The following is a 22,837-nucleotide window of genomic DNA, read 5'->3' on the forward strand; positions in this document are numbered from 1 at the left end:
AAAGTTCCGTGGTTCAACAAGTTTATCGCCAGGAGTCGATCAGCTCACCCGTGCAGACGAGTTCCAATTGCTCACTAAATCGTTGGTGACAAAGAGAGATAATTGCATCGTGGGTTTGATTGGAAACGCTGCATACTGCGTCGTGGACAATGATCACCCGATATCCGCGATCTACCGCGCCCAATAGTGTTGCAAGAACACAAAGATCGGTCTCCGCTCCGCTGACGATCACAGTATGAACGCGCCGTTTGTGCAGATATCGCTGGAGGAAGCCTTCGGTCCAGGGGGAGTAAACAGTCTTATCAAGTACAACAGCAGGTGGCGAAAAATCTCCTAACGGGTCGACGAGGTCGATGAATGACGGATCAATACGATTGAGAGTAAGGGTTTCCCACTTGCGGTAGTAACCTTTCCATGCTCCTAGGGCAGCGTCGGGTGACCTTGGAGGTATAAAGCGGGTAAAGATCGTTTCTTCACTGCGCTGGGAGCAGATATCCACGATATTGGGCAAGATCGCGTCAATCCATGGCACGTGCCAAGGCGAAGCAGGTCCGAAAAGATTCTGCATGTCTATGCATAGATGCATGCAGCCGTCTCGCAAATCTCCGCGTAGAAGCCCGGTTTCCAGAGGCATGTTATCCTTCAAGTCTTTCTACGACGATCTGCCCACAGGCTCCCTCAAGCAGACGCAACATCCGCGCCCTTGCTTCGTTCACCGCGTCGGCTGTTGACAAGTGAACATGCTGCGGGTTCTGGAAGTAGACAGAAACGGCAGTTCCTGCATCGTCAAAAAACTGAACCGTATAGGCTTCATCGTCTTCCATCGAAACGACTTGGGTTTCCATAGTCATTTGCCAAACTCCTGCCAAATATGCCGAACCAGCCAGCATTGCTTTCGTTCCAGATTGAAATTCTCGGGGTTTCAGCGACGAGGCGAAGCCGAATACGGCTGGTTCCAACGCTCATCGCGTTCCGCTTCAAAAACCGTACGCTATCGTACAGACAGTCCTTGAGGAGGAACTAACTGGCTGGCTGGGCCTTACCTTACCTGGGGAAGGAGGAGACAAATGCCCTCGATATCCGAGTTCGAAGAAGAGTTGCTGGCACTTGGACCTGCGCTTCACCAGTTCGCCAGAACGATGTGCCATCAGCGTTCCGACGTGGAGGACCTTGTTCAGGAAACGCTATTAAAAGCTCTACGCCATCGCGATAAGTTCGTCCCCTATGGATCGCTCAAATCCTGGCTGTTCACCATCATGAAGAACACATTCTGCACCAGGATCAAGAGATCCCGCCGCGAAGATGCAATTGAGGAGTGGGAGGGGCCAAAAATCAGCCCATCGCAGGACTGGGCTATGGAACTGCAGGATGTCGGGCGGGCTTACAGTAAACTGTCGCCGGCACATAAGAGCGTTCTCGATCTGGTGATATTTAGCGGGCTGAGTTACGAAAAGGCAGCGATGGCGACAGGCTGTACGGTCGGAACGATCAAGAGCAGGCTTAATAGAGCCAGAGCGCAACTCGAGAGCAGCTTGTATACGGCTGAAAAGAGTCTTCGGAAACGATAGCTTAAACGAACTTCTGCAAGTGATTAGAGTTGGCCGCGAAATCCTGATGTCGGGGGGCAAATCGTGGGGGAGTAAGTCTTGCTGCCAGCTCTGAAATGTAATCAAGGTCGCGCAAGCCGCTTTCATATAGTCGTATGATGCATCCTGCAAGCTCAGAGGCTGAATAAGGACGGTCGCTTTCTTCGAGAATTATCGCAGACCGAGAAAAGCAACTACGCATGAAATTAACTTCATCTGAGGAGTAAATCCTGCTGGCTTCATTAAATAACGGCATAACAGTCTCCATCAAGAAACGAAGCTTCAACGATACGCCGTTTACTGCACATAGATAGTCTTAAAACTTCTTCTTTCGCTTTGGTACGATAGCGTACGGAATGGAGACGGTAACCGGTGGGTTTTGGGAACCAACCTTTGTTCCGCGTGTTCCTCTTCATGATGATGGAATGAGGTTCACCATATGCCGTTTCCGCCACAAAATACCATGGCCAACAAACTCTTGGCTTTGCTTCCGTCGTCGGATTATGAGGCCATCATCCGCGACACGATCTATGTGGAACTTCCGCGTGGGACGATACTTGCAGAAACGGGAAAACCGATCGCGAAGGTTTATTTTCTCACGACAGGTATCGGTTCGGTTATTGTGACGACCGCCGAAGGAAAACGTGCAGAAGCGGGAATTTTCGGCTTCGATGGGTATATTCCAACCTCTGCAATCGCTGGCGTCGAAAACAGTTCTTATGATGTCCTGGTTCAGGTTGCTGCGCAAGGTTATGAAATGCCTTATAAGAAGTTTCGGTGGTGGATGGACGAAAACCGCAGTTTTTCCAGGATCATGATCCGCTCCATCGAAGCGTTTTCCGTTCAGCTTGCCTATACCGCCGTCTCGAATGCCATTCATGAAGTCACGCAACGATTGGCCCGATGGCTCCTGATGTGTGATGATCGAATATTAGGCAATGAAATAGCAATCACTCACGAGTTTCTGTCGATAATGCTTGCCATTCGTCGTCCAAGTGTCACGACTTCTCTTCATGTTCTTGAAGGATTGGGCTTGATCAAGTCCAAACGAGGAGTTGTCTTTATTCGGAATCGTCACGGGCTGGAAAGCTATGCTCGAGACGCCTATGGCTGGCCGGAAAAGGAATACTTGCGGCTGATGCAGGGATTTCGACCTGTCGGTGACGCCTAGTTTTGAGGGCCGAAAAGCTGGCTATATTCTTCTTCGGGTTTTCCATAGGCTTCGCCGGCGAAATCTTCGAGCCCTCTCCGGTCACGTATTGTGATGCGGCCTCGCTCTGATCGCACCAGTTTTTTGCCTTCCAGTAGGTGAAGTCCTGTCGTAATGCTGGGGCGTCTTACACCGAGCATGAGAGCTATGAAGTCGTGGGTCAGGATAATTTCATCCCCGTCAACACGATCGTGCGACATCAAGAGCCAGCGCGCCAGCCGTTCGTGAATATGCAAGTTTACGTTCGCCCAGACAGTATAAGAAACCTGTGAGGCGAACGTCTGAATGTAGCGAGCCAATAAACTGGCAAACACGCTGTTGCGATTGATTTCCGCTTGTGCAGCACTGACGGCTATCCGATAACCATATCCGCTGACTTGCATGATCACTTCATGAATGCTGGTTGTAGCCCCAACCGCTCCTGAGGTTGGTGAAAACCCTTCGCGTCCGACCATGCCAGCCTCTGCCAGCTGACCTCTGGTCGTTACGGCGATGACCGAACTGATCCCGCCGCAAAGAAAGTAGAGATAGTCGATCGGTTGATTGGCCCTGACAATAACCTGACCGCGCTCAAGCGTGACAGGTTCCAGGGACGAATAAATACTATTGAGAATATCTGGCGGCAGACGCTTCAACAGGCGGTTGTTCAGTTTAGATTCGTCGTACATCTGTGCTACTTCGGGCAAAGTATCAGCTATTCGCCGTCGTGCCCCCCCACTCTCTTTGACGGTTGGGATTCTATAACACTCTGATCCGGCAAATGATTTTTGGTACGGTAGCAGACAAATCTGGAAATGTGCTGCGATCGAATTTTCCTTTGACGGCAAGCTGAAACTTTTTGTCCCGCTATTGGTTGCATCTTCACAACCCGAAAACAGGAGGCCCAGATAATGCAATTCAAACTGCTGGGAGAGGGAGCGGGGCAGCGGATCTTCGTCGTCATTCTCGTTCCGGAAGAAGCGGTGGTCGCGACACTTACCCGGTTTGTCCGGGAACAGGATCTAACGGCAGCCTCGGTGACCGCGATTGGAGCTTTCCGACGCGCTACGCTTGGATTTTTCGACCTTGAGCAACAAGACTATCACCGGATCGAACTTGACGAGCAATGCGAGGTACTCAGCTTGCTGGGTGATTGCGCTCTGGACGAAGAGGGCAGTCCAAACCTTCATTTGCATGTGGTTTTGGAAATGCGCAATGGTGAGGCGAAAGGCGGGCACCTGATTGAAGCCTTGGTGCGACCGACGCTCGAAGTAATTATCAAGGAAAATACCAGCACTATGGTGAGGACCTATCGACCGGAATTCGGCATAGCGCTGATTGATCCACGAAAATAACAATGCAGGGGAGCGATGGCCGCAAAGCGAACGAGTACGCATCACAAAATTGGCTTGCCACCCGTGACTGCTATGGTGGCGCCGGATGTGAAACTCGATAGCGGGTCCGCCAGCATGACATAAGCCGAAGCGAGTTCCGCCGGTTGAGCAGGTCTTTTCATCGGTGTCTGTTTACCAAAACTCCGCACCGCATCCTCTGGCAGAGTCGACGGTATGAGCGGGGTCCAGACCGGACCGGGCGCAACCGCGTTGGCGCGGATTCCCTTTTCTGCAAGAAGCTGTGCAAGACCTGCGGTGAAATTCTGGATCGCACCCTTTGTCGTCGCATAGGCCAAAAGGGTTGGATTTGGCATATCCGAATTGATGGAGGCCGTGTTGATAATGGCAGCGCCGGGTTTCATATGGGGAAGGGCTGCTTTTGTCAGATAAAACATCGCGTGAATATTGATGCGAAATGTCAGCTCCCATTCTTCGTCGCTGATATCATCGAGTTGGGAGAAACTTGCCTGATGAGCCGCGTTGTTCACCAGAATATCGATTCCGCCTAGTTCGCCTACCGCACGATCAATCAACTCGCGACAGGTTTGGGCATGCTGGATATCGCATTTCATCAAGACGGCTTTTCGACCCTCTTTCTCGATAAGTCCTTTGGTCTCAAGCGCGTCTTCATCTTCTTCCAGATAGGCGATCAAGACATCCGCACCTTCCCGCGCAAATGCAATTGCAACAGCGCGACCAATGCCGCTGTCTCCTCCGGTGATGATTGCTCGCAGCCCCTTCAGTTTTCCTGAACCCTTATAGGTGGCTTCTCCGTGATCCGGCTTTGGGTTCATCTTATCGGTAATGCCCGGCATCGGCTGGTGCTGGGTTGCGAACGGCGGTTTGGGATATCGGCTTTCCATCTCGGCTTGTCCTTCCTTTTCGCCCTATCGCCCTAACAACGAAATACGCTGCCTGTTCCAGGCGTTCAGAAGCATTTGAAGGAGAAACAGTGATCAATCGATTTGGAAGGACTATTACTGTTCCACATTACGATGAAGAAACAGTGCTTCCGCTATCGTGGATAGGTCATTGTTGCGAGCGCTGAATATAAACCCAGCGAAGCGCTGGCCATCCAGCCTGGGATTGTCCGACAGGGCAAATATAAAGGGTACGGCGCCTCGTTCCAGTTCGGAGATGAGTGGAAGTACCGCTTCCGGCTCCAGAGCGACATCCATAACGACGGCGTCAATGGCTTCGCATTCCAGATAGTCCAACGCCTGGCTGGCCGTTGTGACAGGACCGAGTATTACGGCGCCAGCATTCGCTAATCTGAATTTCGCTTCTTCCGAAAGCAGAAATCCATCTTCGAAAACCAAAATGCGCTTTCCTGCGAAAAGACGCATAGCATCATTATTAGGACTAATCATTACAAGCAGTTGGCCATGTCTATTACCGAATGACAAGATGTCTCGTGCAGAATTTACATTCCGAGCGATGACACGATTTCGGGAGTGCCGATGCTTGGATAACACCATCTAGGCTCCATCCACGATATCGTGAAGTTTATGACGGGCGCGGTGCAGACGGCTTTTGACCGTTCCAATCGAGCAATCGCAAAGCTTGGCTGTGCGTTCATAACTTTTGCCTTCCAACGCCACCAGCATCAGAACGCGGCGATATTTAAGGGGCAGCGTTTCCATTGCTGTTTGCACGTCGTGCGCCTCAAGCGTGAACTCTTGAGAAGGTTTGACCGAGGCTGTTGGCGATACACATTCGGTCAGGCCCGGTGCCTCGCGCTTTTGAATGCGAATACGCGTGCAGAACGTGTTGCGCATGATGGTAAAAAGCCAGGATTTAAGCGGCGAATAGGGTATGTATTTTTCCCGGTTAGCGAGCGCCTTCATCAGTGTTTCCTGCACCAGATCCTCTGCATCTTCTCTTTGATTATAGAATGTGCGGGAAAACGCGCGCAAAGCCGGTATCATCTCAACGAGATGTTCCGGCTCCAGCATGTAGTCGGGATTTGGCTTGAAAGACATCGTCTTAGCCTTTCCGAACAAAAGTCCGGTTTGAGAATGGGGCGGCACGAGGCCGCCCCTTTGAATTACGAATTCTTATGGCTCTGTTGACCTGCCTTTACATGCTGCTCATGGGTTCCCCCACGGGAAGACGTCTGCTGTTGCTTGTCGCCGCCTCCGCTGCTCGCATGCTTGCCATCGTTTTTGTGGCTCTGCTGGCCGGCTTTCACGTGTTGTTCGTGTGTGCCACCTTGCGTGTGGTTCTGTGCCATTCTCTTTCCTTTCAGTGGTTTTAGACCATTGATTGTTGGGAGTGGAATTTGTCGCGCGTGACATAAGCCTAACCAGAGATAGCAAATGATGTTCCGGGAAAACGACTGTAATAAACTTCACGTTTCGGCGGCGCGCTCGAACTCCGCGACTTTGGCCAGTTCTTTGAGAAACATCGCCCGTTCGCGATCAAAGCCGGTCTGGGCACGTAAACGTAGCAGATAGGATGGGTGGATCGTCACAAGGATAAGGTGGTTCCCGAACTCGAGAGGGATGCCGCGCGCTGCCGCGATTTTAACCGGCTTGCCGAGAAGGGAGCGGGCGGCAACTGCGCCCAGCGCAACGATGATCCGGGGTTCGACCAGTTCAATTTCACGCTGAAGCCACCAGCGACAGGCCTCGATATGGCTGGTCGACGGGCGCTGGTGAAGACGTCTCTTACCGCGCTGGGTGTGTCGAAAATGTTTAACCGCATTGGTGATGTAGCATCGCTCTCGTTTGATCCCGACTTCACTGAGGCACCTATCGAAGAGTTGGCCAGCCGGGCCGATCAAGGGGCGGCCTCCGATATCTTCCTTGTCGCCGGGTTGTTCGGCAACGAAGAAAATTCGGGCATCAATGGGCCCTTTGCCGAAAACGGTTTGTGTTGCATTTCGATAGAGCTCGCAACGCTGACAAGTCTGCGCTTCTGTGCAGACTTGTTGAAGGATGTGCTGGCGACGCGTGATTGCTGAAGATGTCATTGCCGACCTGTGGCCGAAGGTGGCGACTGCGATTCCGTGGATGCAGGTGGTTTGCTGTTGTCATCCATGAAACCACGACCGGGGCGCATTTTTCCGTAGAATTCAACGGCGCCCCAGACAATCATTGCCAGTGTAAGACTGGAAATGAGTATTGTGAGAAAACGTCGTCCATTCAGACCTTGTCTGGCCTTGCGTGGATCTACCTCTTTCATAGAACAATCCACCTAGCACCAGCGCTGGCGTTCGCGTTCAATTTCGTCTGCGGTGTAAGGTGCGCCCGACGCATTGAAACTTTCCCATCCTTCTTCAAGATAAGCGTCACGTCTCTGACCGATATTGACGCGTCCCCAATCTTCCAGAATAGCTTCGACTTTCCTTCGCTCGGCTTCATCGCAACGAACTGCAACCAGCGTGCTACCACGGCGAATGGCTTCGCTATAGGCCTGCGCCTCTTCTTCCGGCACGCCGGTTTCGATAAGCGCACCCACAATACCGCCAGCCGTGGCGCCGCCGACCAGCCCGACCAGCGTGGCTGTCAGCCAGCCACCGGCCACGACCGGACCGACCCCCGGGATGGAAAGCAGGCCCAGCCCGGTCAACAATCCTGCACCCCCACCTGCGACGGCGCCGAGACCGGCACCAGCTTCTACGCCTGTGACGGCACTCTGTTCGTCCTTGAGAGCTTCGCCTGCATATCGGCCGTCGGTGTTATTCGAGATCAGGCTGATATTTTCAGCCGGAATCCCTGCTTCTTCGAGCGCACGAACGGCATCGGCCGCTTCGTCGTGGTTGTCGAATAGACCCGTGATATATGCCATTTTAATCTCCTGTTTGGTTTTCCGATCTCAGCCCGTCATTGCGTGGTGATATTTCCTTGAAAATCGAGAAGGACCTTCACGGGCTGACCGTCGCGCGCAGCATCGGCGCGCCAAACGCCATCTTCACCGAGTTGAAGATTCATGACGTTGGTGAAACCCTCTTCGGTCAGGCGTTCCTTTGCCTGATCCTCGGTAAAACTGTTCTGCCCAGGCACCGGTGCCTTCGGATTTTTCTCTCCGGGCGTGGTAACTGCGGGAGTCTGAGGTTCCTCAGTAGGTGTGGTTTGGGCATACGCCGCTGGCGCGAGCAGCAAGAAGGTTGCCTCTGCGAGATATCGAATAGACCGTTTCATCGTTGGCTCCCTTGTTTCTGAGGGACTGCCCCAACCAATGAACCCGTCCATTGTTCCGTTAGCGTGCGCCTAGAACCATTTCTCTGATCCAGCGGGTCAAAAGCTGATTGTAAATCTTTTGATGATGGTCTTCGGTTAGTGCGTGATCCGCGCCACCCAACATCCGAACGGTCAACGAACGGGAATTGATGAAAGCAGTTTGATAACTTGCGACCGTCGGATGGGGAACGATGGTATCATGCTCGGACTCGACCAGCAGCACATCGCCATTAAATTCTCGGGCCTGTCGGAGTGCGCGGTTGTCATCAAAGCTTATGAGCGCGGAACGATAGGATTGCAGGTCATTGCGATCGAGCCTTGCTTTAGGGACTTGCCAAAGCTGGTCGCGATAAAGTGCAGGGGCTCTTAGTGCCAACCAACGGACGGGCCGGAACTCGGTCAGCAAAGTTGCGAGATAACCGCCATAGCTGCTGCCTATGACGACAATCGACCCCTCTTCGACCATCTTGAGACTGGCCAGTCGGTCATAAGCGGCAATGGCGTCATCAAGATTTTCCCCGCGCGTTACCGTTTTGTTGCCAGACTGCAATTCGCCGTGGCCACGCATGTCGAAGGTGAGGCAAACGCAGCCGAGAGAGGATATCGCATTTGCTCTTTCGATATCGCGTTCCTGGCTACCGGCCCAACCGTGCAGAAATAGAACGCCTGGGATGGTGGTATCCGGAGAGATGACAGTCGCGGCCAGTTCGTACTGGTCGACGCTGACGGCGGTGACGTTACGGATCATGATAGATTTTCTCAATTCGCGCATATTTGTGGAGAGGTCGCCCGAAATCGTCGTCACCGACATAGACGACGAAATCGTCCTCGTTGAATGTAGATGGCTGACCATAGCTCTCGCGCAATACTGCCTGTACGGCGGTAACAGTTTCGTCCTGCGCCAGTTTTTCCAATGCCAGAACTTCGGCAGGGGAGGCACCTCCCACACGCCATGATTGTTCCAATACGCCGCAGCGGACGCCATTTTCCGTTATCGGCCCGACAAGAACGTCGTAGTTTCTGCGCGACGCAACGAGACCGAGATGTTGCAGAGCTGCTTCATCGTAGCGTCTGGCATTCTCTACGATCCTGCGTGCAACGGGCGATTGGACTTGGTGAAGCAGAGCGTCCCAGCCGCCGCGCACCACACGCAAACGGCTACCCGCATAAACTTTACTCCCGTCCTCGTCGTGCGAAGTATATTGACGGCCTAGATAACTTCCGATGTGATTTTCGATCTGGACCTGTCCGACGGAATAGGTGGTGGAGTTTTCAACGTCCTCTTCGACGACGAGCCCGTTCGCAATTTCGCGATCAGACACGGTTTCCAGAAATCCGTCGAGGGCGCGAACGGTTTCGATGACGGTCTGGTCTTTGCCGCCGGACGCATAGGGATTTTTGAATCGAACCTTGTGCTTTTTTAGCAGGGCACCAGCGGCATCCAGTGCATGGCCATGTGAAAAGACCGAAAAGCCGGGTAGAACACAATCCTGCAAACAAGCTGCAAAGTTTCCCACCCAACCTTCCGGCAAATCATCATCGTCGCGCCAGTGTGGATGGGTAACGAGTTTTGTTGTCATAAAACCGTGGTGAACGATGCCACCGTAAAAACTATCAATGCTCATTTCGGGGTGCCCGTCCTGGCGGACTAAAGCAAAAGTCGGGATGAAAAAAGTTCCATTACTCTCGTCAAAGGCTTGCAGAGTGGGTAATAACTGTCTCCCGGTCAGTGAAGATAGGCGTGCCGCCAATGCTTCAACGCTAGCTACATTATGAAAACTATCGGAAGACCGGCAGACGACGCGAATTTTTCGCACGGGATCATCGCGGAACTGTGCGCTTTCCATGTCCTCACCTCGCTGCCGGTCTTGAAAAGTCTGCAATCAGGCGGCTTCCGCGCGGAGATTGGCAGAGGACTCGGCGAGTTTCGTGAGATCCTTATCGGTCTGGCCTTCTTCCTGCAGGGTCTGGTCGAGGAGTTTCGCCATATCCTTGTGGCCCAGGGTTTCGGCCCAACGCTTCAATGTGCCGTAACGCGTGATTTCGTAATGTTCGACCGCCTGGGCCGCAGATATCAAACCGGCATCAAGGGCGGGACTATTCGCAAACTCCTCGATGATTTCCTCACCTTCAGCAATAATGCCTTCAATGGCGTCACAGGTCTTGCCCTGCGCACGCTTACCGAGAATCTCGAAGCATTGTTGCAGTCGTTCCACGTGTCCTTCGGTCTGTTCCCGGTGTTTTTCGAACGCGCTCTTCAGCTTTTCATCTGTGGCTGCACGGGACATCTTGGGAAGCGTTTTAAGAATCTTGCGCTCCGCATAATAAATGTCCTTGAGCGTGTCATAGAAAAGATCGTCAAGATTGCGTTGCTTGGTGCTGGCCATTTCCGGCTCCTCCTTGGTAATGAACTGTTCTTGTCGTGCGGTTGAAAATTGCGACGACGGTGCACCTAACCCGCTAGGAATAATTTTGTTTCGCGCGATCGAAAAAACAGGCGAGCAGTCGCAATCAGGGTTGCGTCGGGGAACTGGACGGTTGGGTGGGACTTTCTGGAGAGACGCCCCCCTTGTCCGATGTGATGAACAGGGTTCCCAGCCCGAACAATGCGGCGGCGAACATGATGACGGCAAGCCACTTCAGGATAATCATCGTTATTTCCTGTTCGTTCTGTCAGGACTTCGATTTATGCTCCGGCTTGCCCTTCTGTCTGGTGGAGGCCAATCTTTCGAGCTCTTTCTCGCTCATGGACTTGGCCATTTCCCTGGATGCTCCACGGAGTTGACTTTTTGATTTGTCTCCGCGTTTTGCAGCCAAGGCCGCGCCCGCAGCCTGTTGTTGTGCTTTGGATTTTGAAGGCATCTTCATCTCCTGTGAGGGTTCAATCGGTCTCGACCGTTGTTTTCGCGTCTCATTTTGTGCGGACGGGGTTGGCAAGATCATTTGGGCGCTCGCCATTGGAGCGTTCAAAGTCGAAGTTCTTTTGCGGGTCGTTCGGTTGAGGATGACATGGATTGCCGGGCGTGCCTGATGGTCCCGTGTTTCGTGCTGGGATGGTTCGCCCGCTCCGACGCGATCCTTGTTGAAGAAGAGTAAACAGATGTTTGAGGGTGCAGTGTTGAACATTGTGCTTTCTCCGTTCCGACGTCCCGATGGTTAACAGCGCTCCGAACAAGCTTGCAGGCACATTGTTCCACCAAGAGCAGCGAAACTCTGGGGCGCTGGATCTTGGATCACGGTTGCAGACAAGTGAAAGGGAACATGAGCTGCCCTCAGCGGTTATCGAAACTTGCAACAGAGGAGTTTTGATATGGTCCAGGCAAAGAAATGGTCAGCCGACGTGACCAAACACAGCGACGCTCTAGATCTCGAACCGCATGTATTCGAGCAGGAGGATCCGAAGAAAATTGCAGCTTCCCTGAAACGCTCGGCTGACAAGAGCCACAAACGCAAGGCGGAACCGTTTCGCTCGGCCATGTCCATGCTGACCTTCTACATCAACCGCGCTGGCAAGAACTTGCCGGAAAAGCGCAAGCAAGTGCTGGAAACCGCCAAAGAAGAATTGCGCAAGGCTTACGGCAAACCAGATCAGGCTTAACCTGCTTTGGACAAGGGAGAGACCAATGAAAATCTATATCGCTGAATGGTGGACAATCGCTCTATCTGCGGGTTCCGCGACAGCGTCCGACCCGCCGGAAATTCCCGAAAATGAACCTGAAGGCATTCCGGTCGAGCCGCCGGAGACCATTCCGCAACCAGATAAGGGGCCATTCAGCCCCGACGAACCCGAACAGATACCGCCCCTTCCGACACCAGAACATCCATCACCCGGGCCGGTCAATCCGGGCCAGCCGACAATGCTTTGCGCGCCACCCTCCTGTTATTCTGAACCGGGATAAGGAGCGGCCTTCAACAATCGTGCCAGATGTACGCAATTGGCAGCCAGTATTTTGGTAGCGGAAACGACTGTTTCGGGTACTTCTTCCAGATCGACGAAATTGGTTGATTGCATCGCCTTGCCCACCCAATAGGTTACGCCGTTGGCAGGCAGGGTGAAGCCCACATCGTTCAACGCCTGATAGAGCTGGGATGACACGAAATGCGCGCCGTCCTCGTTGCCGACCACGGCCGCGACGGCCACACGCCCGTAAGACGGCATTCGGTTGGCATCATCGGTCTCTGAAAGAAATGCATCCATACGTTCCAGCACGCGCTTGCAGAGGCTTGATGGTTGTCCGAGCCAGATCGGCGTGCCGAAAATAAGAATATCCGCATCTAGGATTTTGGTTCTGAGTGCCGGCCACTCGTCGTCTTCGCTTTCGCGCGATGTGACACCGGGTTCGATGTTGAATTCACTCAGCCGCACATGCTCCGTTTGCACGCCATAAGGAACAAGATGCGTATCGAGATAATGTAGCATCCTGTCAGTCGAGGATGGATTCTGGTCGGCACTTCGTTTCAAGGTGGCATTGAGCGCGATAGCTTTGAGCGGAGGAAGGGGAGACACAGTCATTGTCCACCTCCCTTTCTCCTAGTGTGCTTGGGTTCACTTAACGCATCAGCAACGTTCTTGCGGTCTGGGTCGGCAAGACTGTGCCCGGCGGCATCGCGTTTCTTTGCGGGATCGTCGTCAGCGGGTTCGTAACCACGAGGCCGGTTTTCCGGCGGGCCTTCCCATTTCGGCTTCTGATCGGTGGTGCCGGCTTTCGGATCGTGTTTCATGGAAACCTCCGTTTATTGAGACCGCGGCCCAACCTTTCAAACCTCGGATTGTTTCATTGAATGAAAAGGAGCACCGAATGATGGAGCGGGAAATGGCAAGGTTGAAGCAATGAAATTCTGCGGAACAATTGGTTTTCCTCATGGTTTGGACCGGGAGGCCTACGATGATGAAAACAGTTCCACCGGATAAAAGCTCTGGCGCTCGAGCAAGAGGGGCAATCCAACGGGGTGAAACCGGCGACAAGGTTCCCGGCTTTGATCCTGCGGCAGCACCAATGGAAACAGATGCAGAGGCTGGCGGTAGCTTTCAACCGGCTGAGGATCACGGGACACGGCCGTTAACGGCTCCGGTAAAACCCGATGACAGCAGCGCTTCCAGTCATGCGTCCGGCCTGCGCGCATGGGCATCGAAAGAGAATGCGCGATCCGCAAGAAAAACTACGCAGATGCGTGAAGGTCCAGCCTACATGGTTTGGTGGTTCATCATTGCCGTGGTTGTCATCGGATATTTTGTAGTCTCATGGATGTGGCCATGAACAAGCGATCAGAACATGAACGAGGGGAGGGACGTAAGGCTTCGCCGCGAGCGCTCGGATATTTTCCGCGCTTCGCATTAGTCATAGTGGCAGTTCTGCTCCTTCTCCTTCTCGGGTGGAGCCTGACCGGTGGCGGCTCGGTGTCGCAAAAGAAAGGCATCCAGACACGTTCTCCCATAGGCTCCGCCGACCAGCCGAAGTCCAAGCCGCCGGTAAAAAATGACCGACCACAAACCGGCACGGGCGGCGACCAGCCGGTGCAGCCGCCCGCTCACCAGAAATGAGGATTAATCATGAACGAGAAATCAACCACCCCACTGACGGATGATGAAGACATCAAGTTCCTGGCCGAGAACTCGGATATTTCTCCGCTGCAGGCCCGCCAGTTGATCGAGCGTTTTGGAAGAGATCGACAAAAATTGCTTGAAGGAGCAAAGAAATTTAAAGCGGAAGGGTAGAACCATGGCTCAGATCACACGTGACCACGATGAGATCCGCCAGTGGGCTGAAGACCGAAACGGGCGGCCCGCAATGGTGGAAACCGGTAGTGAAGGCGGTATATTGTGTATCGATTTCGCAGAAAAAGACCAGAATCTGGAGGAAATCAATTGGGATGATTTCTTCGCCATCTTTGACGATAGAAAGCTGGCTTTTCTCTACGAAGAAACGGAGGATAGCCGCTTTAACAAGCTTATAGATGCTGAGCAGAATTCCTGATTGCGACTAACCCGCAAACCCTAGTTCGGCTGGGAATTCAGGAAGGGGCCTTCGAACCGGGCAGAACGTTCACATTCGCTGCGACAGGCGTATCAGGGTGACGCTCCATATATCTCTTGTGAGCAAGTCGCGACGCCAGTTCCGCGATGTAGGTCAAATCCCTCAGCCCGTTCTGGTAAAGCATAATGATTGCAGACGAAAGGTCAGTCGCAGCATATTCCCTGTCGCTTTCTTCAAGAATGATCGCGGCGTTGGAAAAGCAGCTGCGCATGAAGTTCACTTCTTCTGGCTTATAAATGCGGCTCGCTTCGTTGAAGAGTGGCATCTCCTTCTCCTTTCGGAAGCATCAACGATACGCTTCCTGACTGTTTAAGATAGCCCCATTTGATCACTTCGTGTTTCGAGCGTGCCTAGGGATCAAGGCAAGCGTCCGCTGCCGTCTTCGGGGTGGCGTTCGAGATTCTGTCGGTTGAGACAGTCGAGAACCCGCTTTGCCTCGTCTTCATTCAATGCGATCTGTAGCTTGCCTTCGAAAGTGATCGGATTGCCCTTAAAGGCGTCGATCACCGACCAGGTCCCATCCCCATCTTTCTGAAGTTTGTATCCGTTCTCTACCATGGTCTTCTCCTGTTCTTCGCGGCCTAAATCATGTCAGTCCATGTCGGGCCAGGCCTTGTCTCCCACAAGCGGTACGAACATCACGCCGCCAAGGTCCTCCTCGTCGAATTCCACCGTAGATTTACGGGTGATGCGTAGAAGGCGTTGGGCTCCCGCCATACTGCCGACGGGTATGATGAGCCGCCCGCCTGTTTTGAGCTGTTCCTTAAGAGATTGAGGGATGTCCGGCGCGCCTGCTGCAACAATGATCGCATCGAAAGGAGCCACTTCCGGCCAACCATTGCTGCCGTCGCCCGTACGCACATGGATATTATTGCAGCCGAGGTCTTCGAAGCGTTGTTGGGCGGCTTCGGCAAGGGTGGAATATCGTTCGACAGTAAATATCTGACCGGCAATCTGTGCCATGATCGCTGCGGCATAGCCAGAGCCGGTTCCGATTTCAAGAACGCGCTCAGCCTCACCTAGCCGGGCCGCTGCGATCATGAAGGCGGTCATATATGGTTGTGAGATCGTCTGGCCATTTTTGATTGGTAGAGGTGTGTCTTCATAGGCAAACTCGATAAAGCCTTCATCGATGAATTTCTCACGAGCCACCGTGCCCATCGCTTCCAGCACGCGCGTGTCATGTATGCCGTGATGGACAAGCTGCTCCACCATTTGGACACGAGCTTTCTCAAGATTTCTCATGGTCGCTCTCTCGGATCGAAATGGACTGAATTCATTCTCTGTAAACATCAGCACCAAGGCCAGAGAAACAGGAAAAACGAAAGGCCTATCCAAATGGTTCCAATGAACGGCTCATAAGCGGGCGTGGTACCAGCATCGCGCCAATTAAATGTGACGCAGCATGTTTTCATGAGAAAAGCCGAACTTTGACTATGATCATGACAGCCCGATAGATCACCTTGTCGGTTATCAATTTTCGGCTTTGAAGGTCGCGTCGGGGCGAGGGAAGTATACTAGACTGGCAATCAAGTCGGTGAACTGACCTGACGAAAGCTTCATGCTTGTGCTGTAGTATCTGTAACGTTATGTGATAGCGCCAAATCAAGCACAGAAACGCTGACATGCGTTTTACCCCAGTCAATCAGTGCGCTTCGGACAAGTTGGTGCCGTTGCCGGTAAGCGGTTCGGGATGTCTGATGTCTACCGTCTTCATATAATGAGTTTTCCAAGCCGTTCAGGTAGTTTCCACGACGGCAGATTAACGAGCAGCTATACAGACTTGGAGTATCATGTCCGTGGTTTGCGGATGGCTCTGACGAGGCGAAACACGGCAAAAGCAGCTGAAGCGAGATACAAAAATCCGCCGATGAACATGATGCCGTATACGCCGGCGAACAATTCGCGGTCTTCTCTGAACCTGTCGGGCGTCCCGGTTACAGGATAGACAAAAGCCGCGATGATTTCGCCTATCCCATATCCGACGAAGAGGCAGACCGGCACCAGCAGCAGAAGGCTGATGAGAAAAAAGAAGATCGGTTTCAGCATTGTCCCTTACCTCCCAACATCGATCAGCTTGTCGAGCGAAAAGCGTTCGGAACTCGCGTCGCAGCGGTGCCAATCCATCTGCGCGTTCGGTTCATCGCGGTGCCCGTAGCACCAGTCCCTTTCATTCAGCGCTACGCCATAAATCCTCATTGATGCGCAGGCGACGACGATCCGGACATCATGGCTTATGCTGTGCAGGCAGATGTCACCAGTCTGGTTGAAGAGCTGTTTGAGCTCATCGTCAGTCTCGGTGGCTTGTGCAAACAGCCTGTCAGCAGCCACGGTGGGACATGCCATTTGCGATCCGATGAAGAACAGGGAAAGTCCAAGCAGCGGCCGGTTCATCGTATTGTCCTTTCATCATGGCGATCAGAAGGCAGAGGTTGCAATCCGTCGTCGATGCCTCGATCGGTCGGCTTGAAGCATTGGGCCAGCCGCGCAGCCACCGCGTTATAGGTTTTTACCTCATTGGCAGGATAGATCAGGCGAAAGACACGAACTATGTCGACGCCGTCCGCCGCATTTCGTTCTAGCAGGAGCTTGGCGTAGAAAACATTGCCTTTCCCGTGAGCGGAGACGACGGCCCAGTCCATTGTAGCGCGGCGATAGGTGACGGTGGCGCCAGCGTCGGAAAGGCCGCCAATGAGGGTATCCATGTCCTGCTCGAGGACATTGTCGCTGCCCCAGACCGCCAGTTCTGCGCCCGACTTGCCGGTGAACTTGCGGCCGTCGCCATTATCGGCCTCGGGCTGAGCAGTCAGAAGATCTGCCGGGTAGCAGATGGAATAACCGAAGCGCACATTTTCATAGACATCCCATTGATGGTCCGATGCCACAGCTGGCATGCACAGGAATGAAATGGTTAAGGCTCCGGCAAAGGATCGTTTCAAAATATTCATCCTTCTCTCCAGTTGATAATCGCCTTCGGGAGCTGAGGTTCAGTTCAAATGAAATGCATCATGATCGCGGCGCTAAGCCCGACAAGGACGCCACCGCTAACCCTCGGAATCCAGTCAGCGAAACCGGGGGAAGAAATGCGTGGCGATGCGAAGGAGGCGATTGCCACAGATGCAAGATCGCCGAGCGAAAAAGCCCCGTTCACGATGATACCAAGCAGCAGAAACTGAAGCCAACCGGGCATCGCTCCTTGCGGATCGACGAATTGGGGCAGGAACGTCAGAAAAAACAACGCAGTCTTCGGGTTGAGGATCTCGACTACGATGCTGTCGCGTAGAACGCGTCTGTGCCGCGAGGGGATTTCGGTTGCGTCGTTTGCGACGGAGGCAAACATCATCCTACCACCCAGCCACAACATGTAGAAGGCTCCCGCCAGCCGCAGGAATGAATAGAGTACCGGGGCATGGTGCAGGAGTGCAGCCAGCCCCGCAGAGGCGGTCGCGATATGAACGTAGCAACCCAGATGAATACCGAGGGCTGCCATCAAGCCAGCTCTTTGCCCGTAAGCCAGGGTTTGCGCTGACATATATAAAATGGCCGGACCCGGCATGAAAGCAAACACCAGTGTGGCAACGACGAATGGTATCCAGGTTTCCAGCAGCATGCTGCCGACCTCCTATCTCCCGCCGAGAAAGAATGAACCAAACTTTATTCATCATGAGAAACGATTTATCGTCATGCTATTCATGACAATCTGAGGTGAAACAGTGTTCGATATTGTACTGTTGCGGACCTTCGAGGCAGTCGCCAGCCTATCGAGTTTTACAAAGGCAGGGCAGCAACTCAACTTGACGCAATCCGCCGTAAGCGCCCATATCCGGCGGCTGGAGGAACAGGCGGGAAACGTTCTTCTCGAACGCAATACCCGCACGGTGGCACTGACCCCACAAGGACAGGCGCTGCTTGGTTACGCAAAGGCGATCCTGCGCCTGAGCGAGGAAGCACGGACGCTAATGAAAGGCAGCGCTAACGCAGTTCATTTGCGGATCGGTGCATCCGATGATTTGACGAGCACCTGGCTGCCATCTGTATTGAAGAGGTTTCAGGATTTCCGTTCAGAACGAACTTTGGAAATCCAGATTTCGAATACAACCACTTTGCTGGAAACTATGGATAAGGGCGAGCTGGACCTGATTATCGGTTGTCGATGCCGGGGCGACCCATCCGGTACCCATCTGTGGAGTGAGCCGCTTAGATGGGTAATCGGAAAGACTCCGCTCGAAGCTGGAGCAACCGTCCCGCTCGCAGTTTTTCCTGAACCGTGTCCCTATCGGGACGCTGCTCTTGTCGCTCTGGCTGCGAAAAACTGTAAATGGACGATAGTCAGTGTCAGCCCCAGCCTCGGCAGTTTAACGGCTATGGCCGCAGCTGGCCTAGCGGTCACGCCGCTGAATTCCAGTTCCATCCCGGCAAAATTACAAACGGCAGGCGTCGATCAATCATTACCGCCCCTGCCAAAAGTTGAGTTCGTAGCACATATCAGACCGGGTCTGTCCGAAGACAATACGCTACTCACGCGCTCAATCATTAACTGGATCACTGTTAACAGGCCGAAGTCGACTTCATAGCTGGCGCACAAATCCAGTCTAAGCTGGGCTTTTGCGTCCAATTTCATCTACGCGAGCAGTCCGGGCAGGTTTCAGTTCCGACCTGAACGTGAGGAGGAAATGCCTGAAACAGCAAGAGGTTCATTCAAGCCGACGTTGATGGGTCACCGCCTAAAATCCGGCAATGAGCGTTGTTTCTGGGGCAGGCCGCAAGCGATCACATTTAGTGAGGGTGAGCTTTCAGCAGGAAAGGAGGACCAAACGATGAATCTGGACGAATTGGCCAGAAGGATATTTCTAAGTCAGCCCTTCAGTCAGTATCTGGGCGCGGAACTCGTTGCTGTCGGCGATGGCAGTGCAAATATCTCTCTGATTATCCGCGAGCATCATACCCAGCAACATGGCTTTGTTCATGGTGGCGTGATCAGCTATCTGGCAGATAATGCGCTGACATTTGCAGGCGGGCTCGCTCTAGGCGGTGACGCGCTTACCTCTGAATTCAAGATCAACTTTGTTCGACCTGCCAAGGGCCGTATATTGCTTGCAAATGCCTGGACATTAAGCAACGGGAAGCGGCAAGCTGTGTGTCAATGCAAGATTGTTTGCGATGAGATACTGGTGGCGGTCGCTCAGGGAACGATTGTTGCAGCTTAAGCGTCCTTCAGGGCTATTTTGCATGTAGGCTCATAAGTCAAGAAATCGCCCGCAACAATGCGAAATGTGGCTATTTGAGGACAGTCTATTATATCGAATGCGCTCGGTTTCATCTACGTCGGGCTCTTGTTTCAACAAGAGCCCGTGTAATGAGCATTGATAATTAAAAGGCGATCTAGACTGGCAATTTGGAAGTGGAGCTGCATGAACCCGTTGAATAGGCCGCACGGTTAATAGCTCCTAGTCAGCGTGCAGCAATAGCCAGTGGCCCTAGGCTCTTTATAGTCAGATCGATTGTTCGTCTGGTCGGATCCTGTTATGTATATCCCGTTGACATATCCCATTGGATGCACTATTTACATCATATCGATATGGATATGAACTAGGAGTGGCGCAGATGGAGCAGGGAGCCGTATTCCAGAGCAACCGAAGCCAAGCTATCCGCTTGCCAAAGGCCGTAGCTTTGCCTGCTGATGTGAAACGCGTCGATATTGTTGCTGTGGGGCGCACTCGAATTATAGCACCCGCTGGTGAGGTCTGGGACAGCTGGTTTGATGGCTTAGAGGCGACTTCCGACTTCATGAATGAGCGTGATCAGCCTGCTTCACAGGAACGCGAGGCGTTTTAATGCTGAAGTACATGCTGGATACAAATATATGCATTTTCACGATCAAGAACCGGCCCCAGCAAGTGCGCGAGGCCTTCAACCGCTTCCACGATCAGTTATGCATCAGCTCGGTCAGTTTAATGGAGCTGATTTACGGGGCGGAGAAGTCTGCCCATCCTGAGAAGAACCTTGCAGTCGTGGAGGGGTTCGCAGCTCGTCTTGAGGTGTTATCGTATGACGAACCGGCAGCAAACCATACAGGCCAATTACGTGCCGAATTGGCCCGCAGTGGAACTCCAATCGGTCCATACGATCAATTGATCGCTGGCCATGCTCGCTCGCGTGGATTGATAATCGTTACAAACAATCGTAGGGAATTTGATCGTGTTCCTGGCTTGCGAGTAGAAGACTGGACTGATTAATCCCTAACCTATTCACGGCATTCATTGATAATCCAAGATGATGTATTACTGTCCACATCATTGACGTGCCGTGGGCTCAATTCCCATCAAGGCGAGCGGTCTGCGCTCCATCGACACATGCGTTTCCTGACTGGCAATCTGACAACATGTCAGCTGGATGTGGTTTTGTGATAATCCAAATATCCGCAATGGTTCCTATGCTAAGCCATTTTGCCCGTTTCGCACGAGGCGCAGTCTCGTCAGCGGCAGCGGGAGATTGCGGGCACGCAAGGCTTTGTCAATCTGTGTAAACACGGCATCGCGGCAATCGATATCGTCGGCGAAGCTTCCGACCCAGAAACGCACATGATAACGGATCCCGTCCGATTCATAGGCTGCCACGCGCACATCTGGTCGCGGTGTTTCTGCAATTATATTGCTGTCAGCCGCGGCTTGAGTGAGAAGCATCTTGGCATCAGCAACTGATATTTCGTGATTGAGAAGTACCTGGACATGGGCCCGATAGTGCTGCCTTGGGGCGCTGTAGTTTGTCAGTTTCTGGCGCGCGATCTGACTGTTGGGTAAGATGACGTAAGTGCTGTCACGCGTTGAAAGCCTTGTTGTGCGCCAACCGATTTCCATCACACGCCCGCGTGTCACATCGTCGATGGAGATCCAGTCTCCAATTCTGTAGGGTGCTTCAATTCCAAGTGCTATACCGGAGAAAACATCGGCAAGACTGTTCCGCAAGGCAAATCCTAATATTGCAATGAGCAAACCGGACCCCGCAATAGCGCTGCTCCAGCTCTGACCGACAATTAAAAGAAATGTTGCAACACTGGCGATGAGAAAAAGGGCTGCTGTGACAAGCTCCAATAGGAGCTTAGGTACCGGTCGCTTTCTGGACCTGCTACGTTCAAGGGCAGTACCAACAAGCCGCCCTCCAAGCCATGCAGCTGAGAAGTATGTGAAACTGCCAGCTAACATCTGCAGAGGTCTTGCTGATGTTAGCGATAGCACATCAGCGAAGGTTTCCGCGAATACGGATGCGCCTACTCCCACAAATGTAGCCAGCGCTGGCAATACCAATCGTTTGGTAGGCTTTCCGATTTTGTTCATAATTGAGGCGCTCCAAATCAGCTTTCATTGTCTCCTTTTAGCAAGTTTTCAAACATCCGTAGTGAGCTTCCCAAATTCAGCCTGCAGCGAGCAAAGATCTTCAAAAATACAAGGTTGGCCGTCAGTAGCACTTTTTGTATAAATCACGCGTTACGGACAACTGCCCTTGACCTTATGATTAATATTCGGAAGGCTATAATCCAATGCTTTCGTTGGATGAGGACGCGCAATGATTACTGGTCCGCAATGCCGTGCTGGCAGGGCACTGGTTGAAATCACCCGGGCAAAACTCTCGAGGCGATCTGGTGTCGATGACGATGCTATCGAGAAATTCGAGCGTAAGCTTCAACATCTGGACCCCGGCATGGTTGAGGCTCTCCAGTCTGCCCTTGAAGCGCTTGGTGCGGTATTCATCAACGAAAACGGTGGCGGTATTGGGGTCCGATTGAAGTTCACAGAATCCGAGGCGCGACGTATCGCGCGTTTGGAAGGCGAAGGAGGGCTTGTCGCCAGCAACCGGGTCCCATGAAGCTTTTCTACGGCTGCGATCCTTTCAGTTTCTTCCAAGTTGATCTCCAGCGAGGAGCGTTGCGGGGCACACAGTGTCAAATTTCGTCGCCCATACAAGCGCAGGGAGTGGCTCAAGGGCCTGCACGAAGAGACATGGCGCCAGCACCTCGTCGCCCCATTTCATGAAGACACGTACGCGTCGTGACAGATTGCTCAGATGTGCGCCGACTAGGGACATAAGAAGCACCTGACGGTGGAACTCGCACAGGATCTCCACCGTCGCTTCGGGGCAAAGGCGATAGGACGCGGCACGTTCCAGCGTCGTATATCGCGGTTCTCATGTCTGCTGCGAGACCTGGCGCCGGATGTCGTCGGCCAGCGGATGTAACTCGTCGAGAGGCAGCGAGCCCGTGAGGCTGTATCCCATTCCGCTTGAAGCCCAGCCCCAGCCGTCAATGTTGCCTTGCGAGTGTGGAGTCATCTTTCGGTTCTGGTCGATCGCCATCGGCCTGCTCAACATGACGAGGCGTGTCCGTCGTCGAATGATTTGAGACTATTTGTGCTTTTGAAGATTGGAGTTTCCGGCTCGGTTTGGGGTTTGATTT

The 22,837-nt window shown here is 53.0% G+C and carries 41 protein-coding genes; 14 read left to right on the forward strand and 27 right to left on the reverse strand.

The genetic code is table 11. The features are described 5' to 3' along the window. Positions 1 to 22 precede the first annotated feature (22 nt). Together HWX93_RS19790 and HWX93_RS19795 are read right to left on the reverse strand one after the other, a co-directional pair. The gene (locus HWX93_RS19790) at positions 23 to 634 is read right to left on the reverse strand and encodes a cysteine hydrolase family protein (protein WP_176038449.1); all 612 of its coding nucleotides are present in this window, start codon (positions 632 to 634) and stop codon (positions 23 to 25) included. 1 nt (position 635) lies between these two features. After that, positions 636 to 851 carry a hypothetical protein gene (locus tag HWX93_RS19795; RefSeq protein WP_176038450.1) on the reverse strand — a complete coding sequence of 72 codons (216 nt, stop codon included), beginning with the start codon at positions 849 to 851 and terminating at the stop codon, positions 636 to 638. A 216-nt stretch (positions 852 to 1,067) separates the two neighbouring features. On the opposite strand from HWX93_RS19795, the gene HWX93_RS19800 reads away from it, so the two are divergent. Beyond that, a complete protein-coding gene (locus tag HWX93_RS19800) occupies positions 1,068 to 1,568 on the forward strand; it encodes an RNA polymerase sigma factor (RefSeq protein WP_176038451.1) in 501 nt (166 codons plus the stop codon). Positions 1,569 to 2,025: 457 nt separating this feature from the next. Next, positions 2,026 to 2,757, forward strand: coding sequence for a Crp/Fnr family transcriptional regulator (locus HWX93_RS19805; protein ID WP_094515391.1), 732 nt, complete (start codon positions 2,026 to 2,028; stop codon positions 2,755 to 2,757). On the opposite strand, the gene HWX93_RS19810 is transcribed toward HWX93_RS19805, so the two are convergent. Further along, entirely contained in the window at positions 2,754 to 3,464 is a 711-nt protein-coding gene (locus HWX93_RS19810) for a Crp/Fnr family transcriptional regulator (RefSeq protein WP_109988292.1), read from the reverse strand. The genes HWX93_RS19805 and HWX93_RS19810 overlap by 4 nt on opposite strands. 222 nt (positions 3,465 to 3,686) lie before the next feature. On the opposite strand from HWX93_RS19810, the gene HWX93_RS19815 reads away from it, so the two are divergent. Further along, on the forward strand, positions 3,687 to 4,130 hold the full coding sequence (locus HWX93_RS19815) for a PPC domain-containing DNA-binding protein (RefSeq protein WP_176038452.1): 444 nt from the start codon (positions 3,687 to 3,689) through the stop codon (positions 4,128 to 4,130). A 41-nt stretch (positions 4,131 to 4,171) separates the two neighbouring features. Here the strand turns inward: HWX93_RS19815 and HWX93_RS19820 are convergent, their stop codons facing one another. The 13 genes from HWX93_RS19820 to HWX93_RS19880 form a co-directional block, all read right to left on the reverse strand. Then, on the reverse strand, positions 4,172 to 5,032 hold the full coding sequence (locus HWX93_RS19820; protein ID WP_176038453.1) for an SDR family oxidoreductase: 861 nt from the start codon (positions 5,030 to 5,032) through the stop codon (positions 4,172 to 4,174). A gap of 114 nt (positions 5,033 to 5,146) precedes the next feature. Next, on the reverse strand, positions 5,147 to 5,488 hold the full coding sequence (locus tag HWX93_RS19825; RefSeq protein WP_235969155.1) for a transcriptional regulator: 342 nt from the start codon (positions 5,486 to 5,488) through the stop codon (positions 5,147 to 5,149). A gap of 159 nt (positions 5,489 to 5,647) precedes the next feature. After that, positions 5,648 to 6,151, reverse strand: a complete 504-nt coding sequence (locus tag HWX93_RS19830; RefSeq protein ID WP_176038454.1) for a sigma-70 family RNA polymerase sigma factor — start codon at positions 6,149 to 6,151, stop codon at positions 5,648 to 5,650. 65 nt (positions 6,152 to 6,216) lie between these two features. Next, positions 6,217 to 6,402 carry a hypothetical protein gene (locus tag HWX93_RS19835; RefSeq protein WP_109988297.1) on the reverse strand — a complete coding sequence of 62 codons (186 nt, stop codon included), beginning with the start codon at positions 6,400 to 6,402 and terminating at the stop codon, positions 6,217 to 6,219. A gap of 117 nt (positions 6,403 to 6,519) precedes the next feature. Next, positions 6,520 to 7,143 carry a UdgX family uracil-DNA binding protein gene (locus HWX93_RS19840; protein ID WP_176038455.1) on the reverse strand — a complete coding sequence of 208 codons (624 nt, stop codon included), beginning with the start codon at positions 7,141 to 7,143 and terminating at the stop codon, positions 6,520 to 6,522. Then, positions 7,140 to 7,355, reverse strand: coding sequence for a hypothetical protein (locus tag HWX93_RS19845; protein WP_176038456.1), 216 nt, complete (start codon positions 7,353 to 7,355; stop codon positions 7,140 to 7,142). Before HWX93_RS19845 ends, HWX93_RS19840 begins: the two co-directional genes overlap by 4 nt. Positions 7,356 to 7,367: 12 nt before the next feature. Beyond that, the gene (locus tag HWX93_RS19850) at positions 7,368 to 7,961 is read right to left on the reverse strand and encodes a DUF1269 domain-containing protein (RefSeq protein ID WP_176038457.1); all 594 of its coding nucleotides are present in this window, start codon (positions 7,959 to 7,961) and stop codon (positions 7,368 to 7,370) included. Positions 7,962 to 7,996: 35 nt separating this feature from the next. Continuing rightward, positions 7,997 to 8,314, reverse strand: coding sequence for a PepSY domain-containing protein (locus HWX93_RS19855; protein ID WP_176038458.1), 318 nt, complete (start codon positions 8,312 to 8,314; stop codon positions 7,997 to 7,999). Positions 8,315 to 8,372: 58 nt separating this feature from the next. Then, positions 8,373 to 9,101, reverse strand: coding sequence for an alpha/beta hydrolase family protein (locus HWX93_RS19860; RefSeq protein WP_176038459.1), 729 nt, complete (start codon positions 9,099 to 9,101; stop codon positions 8,373 to 8,375). Further along, complete coding sequence (locus HWX93_RS19865; RefSeq protein WP_176038460.1) at positions 9,091 to 10,200, reverse strand: DUF3182 family protein; 1,110 nt, start codon at positions 10,198 to 10,200, stop codon at positions 9,091 to 9,093. The genes HWX93_RS19860 and HWX93_RS19865 overlap by 11 nt, the downstream gene beginning before the upstream one ends. Positions 10,201 to 10,236: 36 nt before the next feature. After that, on the reverse strand, positions 10,237 to 10,740 hold the full coding sequence (locus HWX93_RS19870) for a ferritin-like domain-containing protein (protein WP_109988304.1): 504 nt from the start codon (positions 10,738 to 10,740) through the stop codon (positions 10,237 to 10,239). Between the two features lie 124 nt (positions 10,741 to 10,864). Continuing rightward, a complete protein-coding gene (locus HWX93_RS19875) occupies positions 10,865 to 11,005 on the reverse strand; it encodes a hypothetical protein (protein WP_176038461.1) in 141 nt (46 codons plus the stop codon). A gap of 21 nt (positions 11,006 to 11,026) precedes the next feature. After that, a complete protein-coding gene (locus HWX93_RS19880) occupies positions 11,027 to 11,215 on the reverse strand; it encodes a DUF3008 family protein (protein WP_176038462.1) in 189 nt (62 codons plus the stop codon). Positions 11,216 to 11,663: 448 nt separating this feature from the next. Between HWX93_RS19880 and HWX93_RS19890 the strand changes: the two genes are divergently transcribed. Both HWX93_RS19890 and HWX93_RS19895 read left to right on the forward strand, forming a co-directional pair. After that, positions 11,664 to 11,951 (forward strand): DUF3175 domain-containing protein, encoded by a 288-nt coding sequence (locus tag HWX93_RS19890; protein WP_176038463.1) that lies wholly within the window; start codon positions 11,664 to 11,666, stop codon positions 11,949 to 11,951. 25 nt (positions 11,952 to 11,976) lie between these two features. Continuing rightward, positions 11,977 to 12,252, forward strand: coding sequence for a chitin-binding protein (locus HWX93_RS19895; protein WP_176038464.1), 276 nt, complete (start codon positions 11,977 to 11,979; stop codon positions 12,250 to 12,252). Here HWX93_RS19895 and HWX93_RS19900 read toward each other — a convergent pair. After that, complete coding sequence (locus HWX93_RS19900) at positions 12,234 to 12,866, reverse strand: flavodoxin family protein (protein WP_176038465.1); 633 nt, start codon at positions 12,864 to 12,866, stop codon at positions 12,234 to 12,236. The genes HWX93_RS19895 and HWX93_RS19900 overlap by 19 nt on opposite strands. Further along, positions 12,863 to 13,075 carry a hypothetical protein gene (locus HWX93_RS19905; protein ID WP_176038466.1) on the reverse strand — a complete coding sequence of 71 codons (213 nt, stop codon included), beginning with the start codon at positions 13,073 to 13,075 and terminating at the stop codon, positions 12,863 to 12,865. The genes HWX93_RS19900 and HWX93_RS19905 overlap by 4 nt, the downstream gene beginning before the upstream one ends. Positions 13,076 to 13,239: 164 nt before the next feature. Here HWX93_RS19905 and HWX93_RS19910 point away from each other — a divergent pair, with 164 nt between their 5' ends. From HWX93_RS19910 to HWX93_RS19925, 4 genes are read left to right on the forward strand one after another with little or no spacing between them, the layout of a single operon-like run. After that, entirely contained in the window at positions 13,240 to 13,611 is a 372-nt protein-coding gene (locus HWX93_RS19910; RefSeq protein ID WP_176038467.1) for a hypothetical protein, read from the forward strand. Beyond that, on the forward strand, positions 13,608 to 13,895 hold the full coding sequence (locus HWX93_RS19915) for a hypothetical protein (RefSeq protein ID WP_176038468.1): 288 nt from the start codon (positions 13,608 to 13,610) through the stop codon (positions 13,893 to 13,895). The genes HWX93_RS19910 and HWX93_RS19915 overlap by 4 nt, the downstream gene beginning before the upstream one ends. Positions 13,896 to 13,904: 9 nt before the next feature. Further along, on the forward strand, positions 13,905 to 14,069 hold the full coding sequence (locus HWX93_RS19920; RefSeq protein WP_176038469.1) for a hypothetical protein: 165 nt from the start codon (positions 13,905 to 13,907) through the stop codon (positions 14,067 to 14,069). Positions 14,070 to 14,073: 4 nt separating this feature from the next. Further along, on the forward strand, positions 14,074 to 14,328 hold the full coding sequence (locus tag HWX93_RS19925; protein WP_176038470.1) for a hypothetical protein: 255 nt from the start codon (positions 14,074 to 14,076) through the stop codon (positions 14,326 to 14,328). Positions 14,329 to 14,365: 37 nt separating this feature from the next. Here HWX93_RS19925 and HWX93_RS19930 read toward each other — a convergent pair whose 3' ends face one another. The 7 genes from HWX93_RS19930 to HWX93_RS19960 all read right to left on the reverse strand — a co-directional run bounded on the left by HWX93_RS19930 (position 14,366) and on the right by HWX93_RS19960 (position 17,998). Then, positions 14,366 to 14,653, reverse strand: a complete 288-nt coding sequence (locus tag HWX93_RS19930) for a hypothetical protein (protein WP_176038471.1) — start codon at positions 14,651 to 14,653, stop codon at positions 14,366 to 14,368. A gap of 92 nt (positions 14,654 to 14,745) precedes the next feature. After that, the gene (locus HWX93_RS19935) at positions 14,746 to 14,946 is read right to left on the reverse strand and encodes a hypothetical protein (RefSeq protein WP_176038472.1); all 201 of its coding nucleotides are present in this window, start codon (positions 14,944 to 14,946) and stop codon (positions 14,746 to 14,748) included. Positions 14,947 to 14,979: 33 nt separating this feature from the next. After that, a complete protein-coding gene (locus HWX93_RS19940) occupies positions 14,980 to 15,633 on the reverse strand; it encodes a protein-L-isoaspartate(D-aspartate) O-methyltransferase (protein WP_176038473.1) in 654 nt (217 codons plus the stop codon). A 546-nt stretch (positions 15,634 to 16,179) separates the two neighbouring features. Next, positions 16,180 to 16,437, reverse strand: coding sequence for a hypothetical protein (locus HWX93_RS19945; RefSeq protein WP_176038474.1), 258 nt, complete (start codon positions 16,435 to 16,437; stop codon positions 16,180 to 16,182). A 6-nt stretch (positions 16,438 to 16,443) separates the two neighbouring features. Next, complete coding sequence (locus HWX93_RS19950) at positions 16,444 to 16,782, reverse strand: hypothetical protein (RefSeq protein ID WP_176038437.1); 339 nt, start codon at positions 16,780 to 16,782, stop codon at positions 16,444 to 16,446. Next, positions 16,779 to 17,336, reverse strand: a complete 558-nt coding sequence (locus tag HWX93_RS19955) for a hypothetical protein (protein ID WP_176038475.1) — start codon at positions 17,334 to 17,336, stop codon at positions 16,779 to 16,781. The genes HWX93_RS19950 and HWX93_RS19955 overlap by 4 nt, the downstream gene beginning before the upstream one ends. Before the next feature lie 44 nt (positions 17,337 to 17,380). Beyond that, positions 17,381 to 17,998, reverse strand: coding sequence for a LysE family translocator (locus HWX93_RS19960; protein WP_176038476.1), 618 nt, complete (start codon positions 17,996 to 17,998; stop codon positions 17,381 to 17,383). Between the two features lie 103 nt (positions 17,999 to 18,101). Here HWX93_RS19960 and HWX93_RS19965 point away from each other — a divergent pair, with 103 nt between their 5' ends. From HWX93_RS19965 to vapC, 4 genes are all read left to right on the forward strand, one after another. Beyond that, positions 18,102 to 18,962 carry a LysR substrate-binding domain-containing protein gene (locus tag HWX93_RS19965; protein WP_176038477.1) on the forward strand — a complete coding sequence of 287 codons (861 nt, stop codon included), beginning with the start codon at positions 18,102 to 18,104 and terminating at the stop codon, positions 18,960 to 18,962. Positions 18,963 to 19,061: 99 nt separating this feature from the next. Continuing rightward, positions 19,062 to 19,595 (forward strand): PaaI family thioesterase, encoded by a 534-nt coding sequence (locus tag HWX93_RS19970; protein ID WP_235969156.1) that lies wholly within the window; start codon positions 19,062 to 19,064, stop codon positions 19,593 to 19,595. A gap of 397 nt (positions 19,596 to 19,992) precedes the next feature. Beyond that, a complete protein-coding gene (gene vapB, locus HWX93_RS19975) occupies positions 19,993 to 20,223 on the forward strand; it encodes a type II toxin-antitoxin system VapB family antitoxin (protein WP_078341299.1) in 231 nt (76 codons plus the stop codon). Then, on the forward strand, positions 20,223 to 20,624 hold the full coding sequence (gene vapC, locus HWX93_RS19980) for a type II toxin-antitoxin system tRNA(fMet)-specific endonuclease VapC (RefSeq protein ID WP_029928525.1): 402 nt from the start codon (positions 20,223 to 20,225) through the stop codon (positions 20,622 to 20,624). Before vapB ends, vapC begins: the two co-directional genes overlap by 1 nt. A 195-nt stretch (positions 20,625 to 20,819) precedes the next feature. Here vapC and HWX93_RS19985 read toward each other — a convergent pair whose 3' ends face one another. Beyond that, positions 20,820 to 21,722 carry a mechanosensitive ion channel family protein gene (locus HWX93_RS19985; protein WP_176038478.1) on the reverse strand — a complete coding sequence of 301 codons (903 nt, stop codon included), beginning with the start codon at positions 21,720 to 21,722 and terminating at the stop codon, positions 20,820 to 20,822. A 229-nt stretch (positions 21,723 to 21,951) separates the two neighbouring features. Here HWX93_RS19985 and HWX93_RS19990 point away from each other — a divergent pair, with 229 nt between their 5' ends. After that, complete coding sequence (locus tag HWX93_RS19990; protein ID WP_176038479.1) at positions 21,952 to 22,251, forward strand: XRE family transcriptional regulator; 300 nt, start codon at positions 21,952 to 21,954, stop codon at positions 22,249 to 22,251. A 318-nt stretch (positions 22,252 to 22,569) separates the two neighbouring features. Here the strand turns inward: HWX93_RS19990 and HWX93_RS19995 are convergent, their stop codons facing one another. Further along, entirely contained in the window at positions 22,570 to 22,737 is a 168-nt protein-coding gene (locus HWX93_RS19995) for a hypothetical protein (RefSeq protein WP_176038480.1), read from the reverse strand. Between the last annotated feature and the right edge of the window lie 100 nt (positions 22,738 to 22,837).

Source organism: Brucella tritici (genome assembly GCF_902825325.1).
In the GTDB taxonomy this organism is placed as follows: domain Bacteria; phylum Pseudomonadota; class Alphaproteobacteria; order Rhizobiales; family Rhizobiaceae; genus Brucella.

Bases quoted from the DNA above. Each gene is read 5' to 3' on its own strand.
- HWX93_RS19835 (WP_109988297.1), bottom strand. From the start codon at position 6,402: ATGGCACAGAACCACACGCAAGGTGGCACACACGAACAACACGTGAAA.
- HWX93_RS19925 (WP_176038470.1), top strand. From the start codon at position 14,074: ATGGCTCAGATCACACGTGACCACGATGAGATCCGCCAGTGGGCTGAA.
- vapC (WP_029928525.1), top strand. From the start codon at position 20,223: ATGCTGAAGTACATGCTGGATACAAATATATGCATTTTCACGATCAAG.
- HWX93_RS19860 (WP_176038459.1), bottom strand. From the start codon at position 9,101: ATGATCCGTAACGTCACCGCCGTCAGCGTCGACCAGTACGAACTGGCC.
- HWX93_RS19995 (WP_176038480.1), bottom strand. From the start codon at position 22,737: ATGGCGATCGACCAGAACCGAAAGATGACTCCACACTCGCAAGGCAAC.
- HWX93_RS19815 (WP_176038452.1), top strand. From the start codon at position 3,687: ATGCAATTCAAACTGCTGGGAGAGGGAGCGGGGCAGCGGATCTTCGTC.
- HWX93_RS19795 (WP_176038450.1), bottom strand. From the start codon at position 851: ATGACTATGGAAACCCAAGTCGTTTCGATGGAAGACGATGAAGCCTAT.
- HWX93_RS19790 (WP_176038449.1), bottom strand. From the start codon at position 634: ATGCCTCTGGAAACCGGGCTTCTACGCGGAGATTTGCGAGACGGCTGC.
- HWX93_RS19810 (WP_109988292.1), bottom strand. From the start codon at position 3,464: ATGTACGACGAATCTAAACTGAACAACCGCCTGTTGAAGCGTCTGCCG.
- HWX93_RS19865 (WP_176038460.1), bottom strand. From the start codon at position 10,200: ATGGAAAGCGCACAGTTCCGCGATGATCCCGTGCGAAAAATTCGCGTC.
- HWX93_RS19955 (WP_176038475.1), bottom strand. From the start codon at position 17,336: ATGAATATTTTGAAACGATCCTTTGCCGGAGCCTTAACCATTTCATTC.
- HWX93_RS19900 (WP_176038465.1), bottom strand. From the start codon at position 12,866: ATGACTGTGTCTCCCCTTCCTCCGCTCAAAGCTATCGCGCTCAATGCC.
- HWX93_RS19935 (WP_176038472.1), bottom strand. From the start codon at position 14,946: ATGGTAGAGAACGGATACAAACTTCAGAAAGATGGGGATGGGACCTGG.
- HWX93_RS19870 (WP_109988304.1), bottom strand. From the start codon at position 10,740: ATGGCCAGCACCAAGCAACGCAATCTTGACGATCTTTTCTATGACACG.
- HWX93_RS19915 (WP_176038468.1), top strand. From the start codon at position 13,608: ATGAACAAGCGATCAGAACATGAACGAGGGGAGGGACGTAAGGCTTCG.
- HWX93_RS19880 (WP_176038462.1), bottom strand. From the start codon at position 11,215: ATGCCTTCAAAATCCAAAGCACAACAACAGGCTGCGGGCGCGGCCTTG.
- vapB (WP_078341299.1), top strand. From the start codon at position 19,993: ATGGAGCAGGGAGCCGTATTCCAGAGCAACCGAAGCCAAGCTATCCGC.
- HWX93_RS19890 (WP_176038463.1), top strand. From the start codon at position 11,664: ATGGTCCAGGCAAAGAAATGGTCAGCCGACGTGACCAAACACAGCGAC.
- HWX93_RS19805 (WP_094515391.1), top strand. From the start codon at position 2,026: ATGCCGTTTCCGCCACAAAATACCATGGCCAACAAACTCTTGGCTTTG.
- HWX93_RS19950 (WP_176038437.1), bottom strand. From the start codon at position 16,782: ATGAACCGGCCGCTGCTTGGACTTTCCCTGTTCTTCATCGGATCGCAA.
- HWX93_RS19845 (WP_176038456.1), bottom strand. From the start codon at position 7,355: ATGAAAGAGGTAGATCCACGCAAGGCCAGACAAGGTCTGAATGGACGA.
- HWX93_RS19960 (WP_176038476.1), bottom strand. From the start codon at position 17,998: ATGCTGCTGGAAACCTGGATACCATTCGTCGTTGCCACACTGGTGTTT.
- HWX93_RS19850 (WP_176038457.1), bottom strand. From the start codon at position 7,961: ATGGCATATATCACGGGTCTATTCGACAACCACGACGAAGCGGCCGAT.
- HWX93_RS19800 (WP_176038451.1), top strand. From the start codon at position 1,068: ATGCCCTCGATATCCGAGTTCGAAGAAGAGTTGCTGGCACTTGGACCT.
- HWX93_RS19910 (WP_176038467.1), top strand. From the start codon at position 13,240: ATGATGAAAACAGTTCCACCGGATAAAAGCTCTGGCGCTCGAGCAAGA.
- HWX93_RS19920 (WP_176038469.1), top strand. From the start codon at position 13,905: ATGAACGAGAAATCAACCACCCCACTGACGGATGATGAAGACATCAAG.
- HWX93_RS19905 (WP_176038466.1), bottom strand. From the start codon at position 13,075: ATGAAACACGATCCGAAAGCCGGCACCACCGATCAGAAGCCGAAATGG.
- HWX93_RS19895 (WP_176038464.1), top strand. From the start codon at position 11,977: ATGAAAATCTATATCGCTGAATGGTGGACAATCGCTCTATCTGCGGGT.
- HWX93_RS19875 (WP_176038461.1), bottom strand. From the start codon at position 11,005: ATGATTATCCTGAAGTGGCTTGCCGTCATCATGTTCGCCGCCGCATTG.
- HWX93_RS19970 (WP_235969156.1), top strand. From the start codon at position 19,062: ATGCCTGAAACAGCAAGAGGTTCATTCAAGCCGACGTTGATGGGTCAC.
- HWX93_RS19990 (WP_176038479.1), top strand. From the start codon at position 21,952: ATGATTACTGGTCCGCAATGCCGTGCTGGCAGGGCACTGGTTGAAATC.
- HWX93_RS19820 (WP_176038453.1), bottom strand. From the start codon at position 5,032: ATGGAAAGCCGATATCCCAAACCGCCGTTCGCAACCCAGCACCAGCCG.
- HWX93_RS19830 (WP_176038454.1), bottom strand. From the start codon at position 6,151: ATGTCTTTCAAGCCAAATCCCGACTACATGCTGGAGCCGGAACATCTC.
- HWX93_RS19840 (WP_176038455.1), bottom strand. From the start codon at position 7,143: ATGACATCTTCAGCAATCACGCGTCGCCAGCACATCCTTCAACAAGTC.
- HWX93_RS19940 (WP_176038473.1), bottom strand. From the start codon at position 15,633: ATGAGAAATCTTGAGAAAGCTCGTGTCCAAATGGTGGAGCAGCTTGTC.
- HWX93_RS19855 (WP_176038458.1), bottom strand. From the start codon at position 8,314: ATGAAACGGTCTATTCGATATCTCGCAGAGGCAACCTTCTTGCTGCTC.
- HWX93_RS19945 (WP_176038474.1), bottom strand. From the start codon at position 16,437: ATGCTGAAACCGATCTTCTTTTTTCTCATCAGCCTTCTGCTGCTGGTG.
- HWX93_RS19985 (WP_176038478.1), bottom strand. From the start codon at position 21,722: ATGAACAAAATCGGAAAGCCTACCAAACGATTGGTATTGCCAGCGCTG.
- HWX93_RS19930 (WP_176038471.1), bottom strand. From the start codon at position 14,653: ATGCCACTCTTCAACGAAGCGAGCCGCATTTATAAGCCAGAAGAAGTG.